This is a genomic window from Psychrobacter sp. TS_SC_6 (assembly GCF_056156305.1).
The window spans coordinates 2895594-2908008 of sequence record NZ_CM149590.1 but is presented as its reverse complement, the minus strand read 5'-3'; the positions used below and the strand labels follow the sequence as shown (position 1 = coordinate 2908008).

Here is a 12415-nt window from a genome sequence, read left to right as displayed (position 1 = left end):
TAAGCACTCAAATATTAAAATTCTAATTAAGCGCTCAATAGCGCTCTTGTTTTTATGATTTCACGCACAAAATTAGCAAACCCTATGATGATATGCTGAGTTTCTTGCCCCAATCTTCGATGAACGCTCATAAAATGAATAAATCCATGCGGTGCGCCAAGTACCGTATGGGTTTGTACGGCTATACCATAGCTCTTTAGTTGATTGGCATAAGCAAACGCTTCATCACGTAAGACATCCAATTCTGCCGCAACGACATAACTTGGGCAAACCTGTCGATTATTACCAAGCATCGGTGACGTCAGGATATGCTGGCGCGGTAACGGACTATTTTCTAAACAAGCGGCATCAAAAATGGCAACATCAGCATGGTCGAGTAATAGACCTTCACCATATAACTCCCAGCTTGGATAATCGGTCTCAATATCGGTCACAGGATATAAGGGCATTTGTGCCATAGGATGTGGTAAACCTTGTAATATATCAAAGGTCTTTTGACCTTCATCACCTAGGTCTAACCAAGCCTCTTTATTTGGCGTGATGATTTGCTGAGCCATCAAAGTAGATAATCCACCACCTGCGCTATCACCTGCTAATACAATGCGTGATGGCAAAGCACCAAATTCTTCACAATGTTCAGCTAACCAAGCATAGGCACTGATACAGTCTCTTACGGCAGCAGGGGCAGGGTGTTCAGGTGCTAAGCGATAATCAACACTAATGATAGGCCAACCCGTCTGCTCACAAATGGCATGACAAAATTCATGATGGGTATTAAGGTCACCAATACAAAATCCACCACCGTGAAAAAACAATAGCACGGTCTCATCAGGATTACTGGTGTACTCTTTTTTAAAGCCAAAACCATTATCAGAGGTCCTATTTTGATAACAGCGAATGGTCATATCACCGTCGTCGGCATTGGCAATCGTTCTATCTTGCCAACTGATAACGCTATCACCTTTTTTATGAAACTGTTTCAAATTGCTAAGCAAGTTGTCAGACGCCTGCTGCCATACTTTTGGTGCTTGCATAGCGACCGCATCTGTTGCAAAGCGTTTACGCAGCTCAGACATCTCTATCAGCTGCAAAGGCGTTTTTAGCTTGCTATTGACCGCAAGTATTAAGCGCAGATGGGCATCAACATGCAAATATTGCTTTGAAGTAGGTCCATCTAAATACTTTATCAAACTCTCAAGAATCGGCGTCGGTAAGCAGCCAAAGCTTTTTATAGCATAGTGCAGTAGATGCGGTTGATAGTTAGTCGTCAGCTGGTGCTTGAGTATCTTTTCTTTAATAGATACGCCTTTATCCCTGCGACTATCTTGTAAGAAATTCTCTTCTATATACATTATTTCAGCTGATACATTGATATCAGTGCTTTTAGGGTTCTTATCTTGTCCAAATGACATAAGATTTAAGGTCTTCACCGCTTTATTGAGTAAGGTGTTGACTGATAGTACTGTTGAACTAGACATAACACCTCTTAAAAATCATGGTGAGTGCTTATTAAGGGTAAGTACTCACTGTTAGTATTTTGCTGACATCTGGCAGATGTGTAATGACTGTTATATATTCAATTTTGATTATAGCAATCATAAAATAATCAAAAATTAAGTTGGGTAGTCTTTGGTAATAGTTTGGGTACAAAGCGTAAAGGATTGGGAATAAATGACGACTTTTTGTACCTTTTGTTGGCGTAACTACATATTTATGGTTAATAAAGATCAGCAATGTGTATGCAAAATTGATGGATATCCGGCTGTTTCTTCTTTATTTGCATAGTGTTTTTTATTGGTGAGAAAAATTCCTTGCATTGGGCTTGAAATTTGCCTTCACAACCTTTATCAAGCAGCTATTGAATTATGACACTATTAAATTATGACACTATCAAGGAGTTATCATGAGCGCGCAAAATAACAACCACGAATCGATCGATCAAGATGTTTCGCATAACAATGTCTCACATGACAACGTGGCACACGATGAGAGCATCTTAGAAGAGACCTTAAAAGAATTTGACCCACAAAATAATGCTGGTGAAGAAAGTGTCATCGAAAACGATATTGATCTTGAAACTTTTAGAGCCCGTATCGCTGAGCTAGAAGGCGAGGTTAAACAAGCTAAAGAAAGTACCGCTCGTGCCAATGCCGAAACTTACAATGCGCAAAAGCGTATGGAGCAAGAGGCGGATAAGAGCAAACGTTTTGCACTACAGAAATTTGCCAAAGAGCTTTTGGAGGTGGTGGACAATTTGGAGCGTGCGATTGAAAACGCCAATGCAGATGATCCTGTGACTGAAGGCGTGAGACTGACACATAAAGCATTGCTAGATGTGCTGAACAAAAATGGCGTCGAAGCGGTCGAGCCACAAGGCGAAAAATTCAACGCTGATTTTCATGAAGCGGTCGGTATTGACGCTGATGCGCCAGCCGATACTGTTGGTACAGTCTTGCAAAAAGGCTATAGCTTAAATGGTCGTTTATTACGTCCGGCGATGGTACGTGTCGGTCAGTAGTAAGTAGGACAGGCGCTCAAGCAGTAGTATGTTAAGCATATAACGTCGCCAATGTAGTCCTAGATGTTTATAGAGTATATAGACAAAAGATATTCAGTCTTTAACTGTGCTAAACCTTATTATTAGTGAGGGTTTTCACAAAAAATCACACAAAAGGCATTATTTGCAGGGCTATCGACTTGAAAAAATACATAAGTAAACCGATATAAAGCAACAAGTGAACGACTACGATCTAGTGATCGACGGTCTGATGAAATAAAATCTTATTTAAAAATAAATTAGGAGCAATTCATTATGGGTAAAGTCATTGGTATTGATTTAGGTACTACCAACTCATGTGTCGCAGTAATGGAAGGTGATAAAGTCAAAATCATCGAAAACGCTGAAGGTACTCGTACCACACCATCGATTGTTGCTTATAAAGATGACGAGATCCTTGTTGGTCAGTCAGCCAAGCGTCAAGCGGTTACCAACCCAAACAATACGCTTTTTGCTATCAAACGTTTGATTGGTCGTCGTTTTGATGACAAAATCGTGCAAAAAGACATTGGTATGGTGCCTTATAAAATCGCTAAAGCAGATAACGGTGATGCATGGGTTGAAATCAACGGCAAAAAACTGGCACCACCACAGGTTTCTGCGGAAATCCTGAAAAAAATGAAAAAAACAGCCGAAGATTATCTTGGTGAAGCCGTTACTGAAGCCGTCGTTACTGTACCTGCTTACTTTAATGATTCACAGCGTCAAGCAACTAAAGATGCCGGTAAAATTGCGGGTCTTGATGTAAAACGCATCATCAACGAACCAACTGCTGCTGCTCTTGCTTATGGTATGGACAAAAAGCAAGGCGATAGCACTGTTGCAGTTTATGACTTAGGTGGTGGTACCTTTGACGTATCAATCATCGAAATCGCTGACGTTGATGGCGAGCAGCAGTTTGAAGTACTAGCGACCAACGGTGATACATTCCTTGGTGGTGAAGATTTTGACTCAGCGTTGATTGACTTTTTAGTTGCTGAATTCAAAAAAGACCAAGATGTGAACCTAAAAGGTGATTCTCTTGCGATGCAGCGTCTAAAAGAAGCCGCAGAAAAAGCAAAAATTGAGCTATCAAGTGCCCAAAGTACTGAAGTAAACTTGCCGTATATCACTGCTGATAGCAGTGGTCCTAAGCATTTGGTTGTGACTATCAGTCGCTCAAAACTTGAGAGCTTAACTGAAGAATTGGTACAACGTACCATGGGTCCTTGTAAGATTGCCCTTGAAGATGCGGGTATAAAAATCGGCGATATCGACGATGTTATCTTAGTTGGTGGTCAGACTCGTATGCCATTGGTACAGCAAAAAGTACAAGAGTTCTTCGGTCAAGAGCCACGTAAAGACGTGAACCCTGATGAAGCAGTCGCAGCCGGTGCAGCCATTCAAGGCGCAGTATTGTCTGGTGAAAAAACTGACGTATTGCTACTTGATGTAACACCGTTGACGCTTGGTATTGAAACGATGGGTGGTATCTTGACGCCAATCATTGAGAAAAATACCATGATTCCGACTAAGAAATCACAGGTATTCTCAACGGCTGAAGATAACCAACCAGCAGTTAGTATTCAGGTTTATCAAGGTGAGCGTAAAATTGCGAACCAAAATAAACAGCTTGGTCGTTTTGATTTAACGGATATTCCACCAGCACCACGTGGTTTGCCACAAATCGAGGTGAGCTTTGACATTAACGCTGACGGTATCATGAATATCTCAGCGACTGATAAAGGTACTGGTAAAGCACAAAGTATCCAAATTAAAGCGGATTCTGGTTTGTCGGACGAAGAAGTTGAACAAATGATTCGTGATGCTGAAGCCAATGCTGCTGAGGACGAGAAATTCGCTAATCTTGCGCAAGTGCGTAACGAAGCGGATGGTCGTATCCATGCGGTACAAAAAGCGCTAAAAGATGCCGCAGATAAAGTATCTGACGATGAAAAATCATCAGTAGAAACAGCTATCTCTGAGCTTGAAGCAGCGGCGAAAGAAGATGATCATGAAGAGATTAAAGCTAAGCTTGAAGCATTAGACAACGCCTTCTTGCCAGTTAGCCAGAAGATTTATGCTGATGCAGGCGCAGGTAGCGAAGGTATGGATCCAAACCAGTTCCAACAAGGTGCGGATAACGCTAGCGAAAGCAATCAAACAGATGACAATGTGGTCGATGCTGAGTTCACTGAAGTAGAAGACGATAAAAAATAATTCTACTACTAAGCAGCTAAATGAAAAAACGCATCCTTCGGGGTGCGTTTTTTTATTTCGTTAATAAGATTGCAATTCACATGTCACGCTTTAAAAGCGCTTATCATCAGCACATCATAAGTCAAATTTACATAAGGTTGATCTTTTTTATTTAATTCAGAAAACTGTTGCCAATAATCTTGCTCAAATTGTTTTAGACGGGACTTGGTCCATGTAAATGGCTTACCACTACTTGACTGATCTTGCGTTCGATTAGTCGAAACCCCTGTCAGCTTCATATGTTTAAGAACAGCGTAGGGATTGGCAAAAGGTACATCAAAGCGCTGAGCTGATAGTTTGATATTCTCAAAACCTGCGACTTCTAATGCTGATTGCCACTCACTGATAGCTGGATAATGTAACCCTTGGCCCGTTAATTGCTTAATTTGCAAAAAGTTATCTGGCGTAAAAGTATTAAAGACTAATTGTCCTCCTGCTCGCAAACATTGGGCAGATTGTTTTACAAAGCTCAATGGGTTATCAAACCACTGTACCGCATTTGCACTGATTATTAGGCTGTGCTCTATCAAACTGGGTTTTATTGAGTTAGAGCCTTCGAGTAATTCAATGGTTTCAGCATCGCCAATTATTATGTTGGCTGTTGGTACTATCGATTGCAATATCGCTGCCCTTTCAGAACACAGCTCATTGATAAACCAGTGCTGACTTTGAATGTTCTCTGACAACAAACGTGTCATTTGACCTGTGCCTGCACCAATTTCAAATACGCTATCTTGCTTCGTACGAGCGATAAGGACAAGGAGATGCTGACAGATTTGCGCTTGAATATGGGCATGCTGGTCATAATCGCTAGCAGTGGCAAAATGACGCGCGATGTTTTGTTTTCTTGTGCTAAGGATGTCAGGTGTAGCAGGAGGTTTCATGTTGTTTTTTGCATCCAAATAATTCGCTTAACGCTAAAAGAAAGTAGTTACTAAAAAATAATAGCATTATAAATGCACTATCAGCCGCTGACAGTCCTCATGGCTAAGCGCTGCATTCATCACTAAGCGAATACGAGCAGTATTGGCAGGAACAGTAGGCGGTCTGACAGGTAAGGCATAAAATCCTGCTGCTTGTAGCTGCTTTGCTTTTTCGACAGTAAGCGCATTATCGCCTAGTATGTAAGGGACGATAGGGGAGGCATAGCCTGCATCTTGATGAATGAACGACACGCGATATCGTTCGGGAATAGCGTCACTAAGCGTGGCGGATAACTGTGCCAGATGAAAGCGCTGCTTATTTAAATTTGGCATTTTTGCTAAAATAAAACGTGTCCATGCGTGGTTAATGGGTGGTAATGCGGTGCTAAAAATGAGGGGACGCATCTGATTAATTAGCCATTGTTTGATTACATCATCACACATGATATAGGCACCAATAGAAGCAAACGCTTTACCAAAAGTTCCCACCAGATAATCAATATCAGCCAGTGTTTGGGTTTCTTCTGCCAATCCTAAACCTGAATCACCTAAGATACCGATAGCATGGGCCTCATCGATATATAGCTCAATACGAGCATCTTTTGCTTTTAATTGTACCAATTGCGCCAAGTCTGCGCGGTCACCATCCATACTAAAAATACTTTCCGTGACAATAATAATGCGCTCAACACTTGAGTCTGCTTGCTCAATAAATTTGGCTAAATGCTCATAGTCATTGTGACGGTAACGACGATAGCTGACCAGCTTACTTTGGCTCAGGCGTATGCCATCGATAATGCTAGCGTGTACCAGTTTGTCTGCCAAAATTATGGTTTTAACTGGCAATGTCGTCAGTGCAGGCAAAATACCTATATTGGCATGGTAGCCGCTGTTGAATACCAGTGCCGATTTTGATGAGGATAGGTTTTTCTTGTCTACGGCGTTTTGATACCATTCTTGTAGTTCAGACTCCAATACTTGCAGATGTTCATTGTTACCTGTCAAGAGCCTAGAGGAGGTGGCACTCATTCTAGGCATACTATCGACTGGAAATTGATTGAGTTGATTAAGGAACTCGCTCTGGAGTTGCTTATTACTGCCCAAGCCAAGATAGTCATTGCTAGCGATATTGAGTAATCGCTTGCCTTCGCTAATCACATATTGCTCATGATGTTGTAATTTAGGTATCTGACGGTATTGATTCGCTGCTTTTAGCGCGTTGAGCGACTCTTGCAGACGATTGATAATAAGAGCAGTCATTGATATCCCTTCTTTTATTTAATCGCTTTTATTTAATCGGTTTTACTTATTAAAATGAGTTTCTGAGTAAATCGTCTCAAGAATAAGTAGGGATTATTGCACAAACTGAGTCGTTGTAACAAAAGATTTCATATAACTGCCTTTGTAACTTCAACACTGATAAACACTTGCAAAACTTAACTTTCTTACCATTAAACACTGACAGAGTTTCTGACATGGTTTGTTACTATGTATACATCGTTAGCAAACAAGGCGATATGGCTAAAAGTCCACATAAATAAATAACTTGTTTGTCCACAGTAATTGTAAGGAGATACACATGAAAACTCTACAGAAAACTCTAATTGCATTAGCAGCCGGTTCATTACTAAGCATGGGTGCACAAGCTGCCGTTTCTTATGGAAACGGCTACACTGGTCAACCATACGTTGGTGCTAAAGTCGGTCAGTTTGATTTAGACGTTGATGGCGCTGATGATCCAACCGCATATGGCGTATATGCAGGCTACAATTTCGATCCTAACTTTGGTATTGAAGCCGAATTTGTAGGCTCAGATGACGCAGATTACAGAGGCGGTGACATCGACGCAAAAACTTATGGCGCTTATGGTACCTACCGTTATGCTTTCCCAAATACTGGTCTCTATGCTAAAGGTAAGCTAGGTGTTGCTAAGACTGAAGTGGAAGGCAAGAATACTTTGACACAAAACTTCTCGGATAGTGACACTAGCCTAGCCGGTGGTGTAGGTCTTGGCTACTCAGTAAATCCTAACTTCAGTGTTGAAGCTGAGTATGACAAGCTAGGTAGTGACGCAGATCTTATGACTGTCGGTGCACAGCTAAAGTTCTAATTTCTTGATACTTAATCTCTTTATATTAAAGTATTAATAAGAACGCCCAAAATAAAAAACGATCGCTTCGGCGGTCGTTTTTTTTTGCTTTTTTTAAGCACAATATAGATAGTCTTAGTTTAAGGCAAATATGGATGCGCTTTAATACTAAGAAAGGTAATAGGATTAAGATATTGTTTTTATAGCGCTTTTAAAACGTCCTTGGAGGAGGAAATGTGCTACATTGAAAGCTAGGATAACAAAGATAGGGAATAAAGCAATGATGGAGACTCTTTGGATGATTGAACCTTGGCATTGGCTGGTATTAGGCTTTTCGCTGCTGATTGTCGAGATGTTTGTGCCAACCTTTGCCAGTCTTTGGTTTGGTGCTGCTGCTATCATAGTGGCTGCGCTTGCATGGCTTCTGCCTATTTCGATATCCCTGCAAATCATTATCTGGTTACTCCTCTCCGCTATCTTTTTGCTGGCATGGTTTAAGTTTATCAAACCTTTATCGGTTGATCGTACAAAAGCAGGACTTGGGGGCAGTGTGATTGTCGGTGAAATAGGCATGATTATTGTGCAGCCGCAGCCAGATAGAGCCGGTATGGTGCGTTTCAATGTGCCTATTGTGGGTGCCGCTGAATGGATGTGCCGCACTCGAGGCGAGCAAGTGGCAGTCGGTGATCGAGTAGTGGTAACAGATATCGTTGGTAACGAGCTGATTGTGAGTAGCATGACATCGAAGGCAGCTGTGAGCCAAAATACGCACGTATAATAATAAGGATAAATTATGGAAAGCTTTAGCATTGTTATGGTAGTTTTGGTTGCACTGGTAGTCTTTACTGTGTTTAAGGGTGTGCGAATCGTACCACAAGGGTATAAATGGGTGGTACAGCGTTTAGGGAAATATAGCCAAACGTTAGAGCCAGGTTTAAACCTTATTATCCCTTATGTCGATGATGTTTCTTACAAAGTAACGACCAAAGACATCGTCCTTGATATTCCGTCACAAGAAGTGATTACCCGCGATAACGTCGTTATTATCGCTAATGCTGTGGCTTATATTAATATTATTCGCCCTGATAAAGCGGTCTATGGCATCGAAGATTATGAGTATGGTATCCGTAATCTGGTACAAACGTCTTTACGTTCAATCATCGGTGAGATGGATCTTGATAGTGCCTTATCTAGCCGTGATGAAATAAAAATGAAGCTAAAGCATGCCATCTCAGAAGATATTGCAGATTGGGGTATCACGTTAAAGACAGTAGAGATTCAAGATATTAATCCGTCGCAGACCATGCAGGCTTCAATGGAAGAGCAGGCAGCGGCAGAGCGTCTACGCCGAGCGACAGTGACCCGTGCTGATGGACAAAAGCAAGCGGCTATCTTAGAAGCAGATGGGCGTTTAGAGGCCTCACGCCGTGACGCTGAGGCGCAGGTAGTACTGGCGAAAGGTTCAGAGGAGTCTATCCGTCTAATCACTGCGGCAATGGGCACTGAAGAAATGCCAATTGTCTACTTACTTGGCGAGCAGTATATTAAAGCGATTCGTCAGCTGGCTGAATCTGATAACTCAAAAATGGTGGTATTACCCGCTGACATTCTAAGTACCGTAAAAGGCATGGTCGGTGATAAGCTTAAGGTTTAAGCAACTGTGCTTTGACCACATGCTATAAGCACAACGTATAAAAACAGCCAGTGAGTATGCTAAGCACTGGCTATTTTCTTGCCTTTAATTTGTCCATCATTTTTTATGAAATACCATTTTTAAATACTAAGAATATTGAGATAAGGAAAATGATGATGACTGAGCAGAAGCTAAATATAGACATAATCTCAATTGTGGATTTCCCGCAAGGCAGTCCATTACCTTATATAGTTAAAATACCTTAAAAACGCTACGGTACTGCTGGTATAAATTTTTTGCAGCCTCTGTCTGCGTAGGCACAGCAAGCAAGAAAAATTAATATCAGCAGTACTTGATGTATCGATATTGCTTTTCCCTGACTATAGCGTGCTTGACGCAACGCATACTAATGCTGCCTATCCTGAGAAAAACTTAGAGATTCGCGGTGGTGGCTATGGTTCAGATGCGGCGGCACATCCAAGCAATGGCAATCCTATCTCTGGACTACCCAATCCAAAAGCCTTTGGCGGCACCAATGAAGTACCTTATGATATTAATGGTCAACCGATAACGGTGAATCCAGATTTACCGTTTGATGAAATGACCAACCCTATCAGAGATGGGGTGGAAATTGCCCGTATCAATCCTTTTGCACATGACGAACGCAATAATGTGATTATTAACGGTAAGCAGGTGTTATTACCGGCAGAGTTTACCAAGCGCCGCGCCAATCGTGGTATGGAAGCATTAACCATTATGCCAGATCAGACTACGCTTGTAGGTATCATGGAGTCCTCTATGGACAATCCTGATAAATCGGGTCGTGGCTCTAGTTTGGTTCGTATCGTTGCTATTAATCTAATCTCAGGTCAGATAGCACAATATTTATATCGTCTTGACGCAGCAGAGCACGTGGCATCAGGGATAGTCGCTATCAATGAACATGAATTTTATCTTATTGAGCATGACCGCAAGTTTCCTTTACAAGATAAATCGGCAAAAATACCTAGATAAAGAAAAAACCATAGAGGATGCCAATCGACTGTATCTTGTGATGCCGAGTGAATAAATATGGATAATTATTTATAAGTTATAGTTAAAATATCTCAAAAACGCTACAGTGCTGCTGGTATAAATTTTTTGCAGCCTCTGTCTGCGTAGGCACAGCAAGCAAGAAAAATTAATATCAGCAGTACTTGATGTATCGATATTACTTTTCCCTGACTATATAATAGTTATCGCTAACCAAAAACAGACCTCAATCGAGGTCTGTTTTTGGTTAAATAACTTTTGAGAAGCGGTCTTTATGTTTTTTATCCAGATATTCATCGAATACCATGGCGACATTACGGCCCAATAAGCGACCTCTTGGTAACACGCGAATGCCAGCAGCATCCATATCAATCAAGTGGTCTTCTTGCATGTCACCAAGCTGTTGAATCTCATTGATAAAGTAGGTAATAGCATCGATGCCAAATTTCTGATTGATATCTCTAAAATCCATATAATCATGACACAATAAATTCATAATCACGTATTCACGTAAGCGATCTTTGACAGAAGTTTTAATCACATTGACCGCTGGCATGATGGTAGGATTATTACGTGCCGCATCGATATTGTCTTTATATACTTGCAAATCAGTATGGTTTTGTAGGATATAACTGCTGTTGGCATTGGCAATTTGACTGATTGAAGACACGCCAAAGCCCAGTAAATCACAATCGCCCATGATGGTATAGCCCTGAAAATTACGATGCAACTTGCCCTCACGCTGGGCGATGGCCAGCTCATCATCAGGTTTGGCAAAATGGTCAATGCCAATATATTGATAACCGGCTTCAGTTAAGGTATTGATGGTATAACCGAGCATCGTGAACTTATCAGATGGAGTAGGTAAATCGTCCTCTTTGATTTGACGCTGCGCCTTAAAGCGTTCAGGCAAATGAGCATAATTAAACACCGACAAGCGATCTGGTGACATCTCAATAACACGGCGTATGGTTTTATCAAAGGTTTCAAGCGTTTGATGTGGTAAGCCATAAATCAAATCGACATTAATAGAATGAAAGCCTAATTCGCGCGCCTCATTTAATACATTTTCAATAAGCTCTGCTGAATGCACACGATTGACTGCAATTTGTACGGTCTCGTCTAAATCCTGTACGCCTAAGCTGACGCGATTAAAACCAAGAGTACGCAATACTTTTAAGGTCTCGCTACTGAGTTCGCGCGGGTCAATTTCGATAGAGTAATCACCTTGATCTTCTGGTAAAAACTCAAATTGGGTTTGCAAAAACTCCCACAGTTGTATCAACTCATTGTCTTGTAAAAAGGTTGGCGTACCACCACCGAAATGCAGCTGTTTAACCAGTGGTTTTTTACCGTCCTCTGGTGGCGTTAATAAGCTACGTTTGTGTTTAATTTCAGCAATTAGATACTCTAAATAATCGCCTGCATCGCTATTCTTTTTGGTGATGATTTTATTGCAAGCACAGTAATAGCAAAGATGGCGACAAAACGGGATATGGAAATAAAGTGATAGCGGCGCATGAGCTTCGCGCGCTTGCAGGATTTTTGTCTCAAGCCCTTCTAGTATCGATGAAAACTCTAAAGCAGTTGGATAAGAGGTATAGCGTGGTCCCGAACGATTATACTTATTAATGATATCTTGATCGAATGCTGGCAGTTGTTTGCTGGTGATGCTGCCACGAGTACTGGCATATGGATTGTCCGGTTGCATAACAGGACGCACTGTAGTGGGCTGCTCGCTCGCATTGATGGCGTGTTCAGGTGTGCTATTGATATCAAGTTGTTCTGACATGCGAGATTCCTCGTTTGACTGTATCGATCGCTATTTTGAATAATAAATTTATGGCTTTGCTAATAGCTGTATTTCTTGCGAAAGCTAATAAAAAACGATTGAAATAAGTAATAGCTAGTATAACAAATCACAGCTTATAGTGGCATGGACA

The 12415-nt window shown here is 41.2% G+C and carries 10 protein-coding genes; 6 read left to right on the top strand and 4 right to left on the bottom strand.

Features of this window, described 5'->3' with window-relative positions:
* Positions 1–26: 26 nt before the first annotated feature.
* Positions 27–1478 (bottom strand): alpha/beta hydrolase, encoded by a 1452-nt coding sequence (locus AC0J5Y_RS12360; RefSeq protein ID WP_475130946.1) that lies wholly within the window; start codon positions 1476–1478, stop codon positions 27–29.
* Between the two features lie 425 nt (positions 1479–1903).
* Between AC0J5Y_RS12360 and grpE the strand changes: the two genes are divergently transcribed.
* Both grpE and dnaK read left to right on the top strand, forming a co-directional pair.
* Positions 1904–2518 carry a nucleotide exchange factor GrpE gene (grpE, locus tag AC0J5Y_RS12355; protein WP_475130945.1) on the top strand — a complete coding sequence of 205 codons (615 nt, stop codon included), beginning with the start codon at positions 1904–1906 and terminating at the stop codon, positions 2516–2518.
* A 294-nt stretch (positions 2519–2812) separates the two neighbouring features.
* A complete protein-coding gene (gene dnaK / locus AC0J5Y_RS12350; protein ID WP_475130944.1) occupies positions 2813–4756 on the top strand; it encodes a molecular chaperone DnaK in 1944 nt (647 codons plus the stop codon).
* Positions 4757–4839: 83 nt separating this feature from the next.
* Here dnaK and AC0J5Y_RS12345 read toward each other — a convergent pair whose 3' ends face one another.
* Together AC0J5Y_RS12345 and AC0J5Y_RS12340 are read right to left on the bottom strand one after the other, a co-directional pair.
* A complete protein-coding gene (locus tag AC0J5Y_RS12345) occupies positions 4840–5679 on the bottom strand; it encodes a methyltransferase domain-containing protein (RefSeq protein WP_475130943.1) in 840 nt (279 codons plus the stop codon).
* 66 nt (positions 5680–5745) lie between these two features.
* Positions 5746–6978, bottom strand: coding sequence for an 8-amino-7-oxononanoate synthase (locus tag AC0J5Y_RS12340; RefSeq protein WP_475130942.1), 1233 nt, complete (start codon positions 6976–6978; stop codon positions 5746–5748).
* Between the two features lie 319 nt (positions 6979–7297).
* Here AC0J5Y_RS12340 and AC0J5Y_RS12335 point away from each other — a divergent pair, with 319 nt between their 5' ends.
* The 4 genes from AC0J5Y_RS12335 to AC0J5Y_RS12320 all read left to right on the top strand — a co-directional run bounded on the left by AC0J5Y_RS12335 (position 7298) and on the right by AC0J5Y_RS12320 (position 10454).
* Entirely contained in the window at positions 7298–7828 is a 531-nt protein-coding gene (locus AC0J5Y_RS12335) for a porin family protein (protein ID WP_475130941.1), read from the top strand.
* 259 nt (positions 7829–8087) lie between these two features.
* Entirely contained in the window at positions 8088–8585 is a 498-nt protein-coding gene (locus AC0J5Y_RS12330) for an NfeD family protein (RefSeq protein ID WP_475130940.1), read from the top strand.
* A 15-nt stretch (positions 8586–8600) separates the two neighbouring features.
* Complete coding sequence (locus tag AC0J5Y_RS12325; protein ID WP_011514749.1) at positions 8601–9461, top strand: SPFH domain-containing protein; 861 nt, start codon at positions 8601–8603, stop codon at positions 9459–9461.
* A gap of 366 nt (positions 9462–9827) precedes the next feature.
* Positions 9828–10454, top strand: coding sequence for an esterase-like activity of phytase family protein (locus AC0J5Y_RS12320; protein WP_475130939.1), 627 nt, complete (start codon positions 9828–9830; stop codon positions 10452–10454).
* A gap of 265 nt (positions 10455–10719) precedes the next feature.
* Here the strand turns inward: AC0J5Y_RS12320 and hemN are convergent, their stop codons facing one another.
* Positions 10720–12183 carry an oxygen-independent coproporphyrinogen III oxidase gene (hemN, locus tag AC0J5Y_RS12315; RefSeq protein ID WP_475132169.1) on the bottom strand — a complete coding sequence of 488 codons (1464 nt, stop codon included), beginning with the start codon at positions 12181–12183 and terminating at the stop codon, positions 10720–10722.
* Positions 12184–12415: the final 232 nt, after the last annotated feature.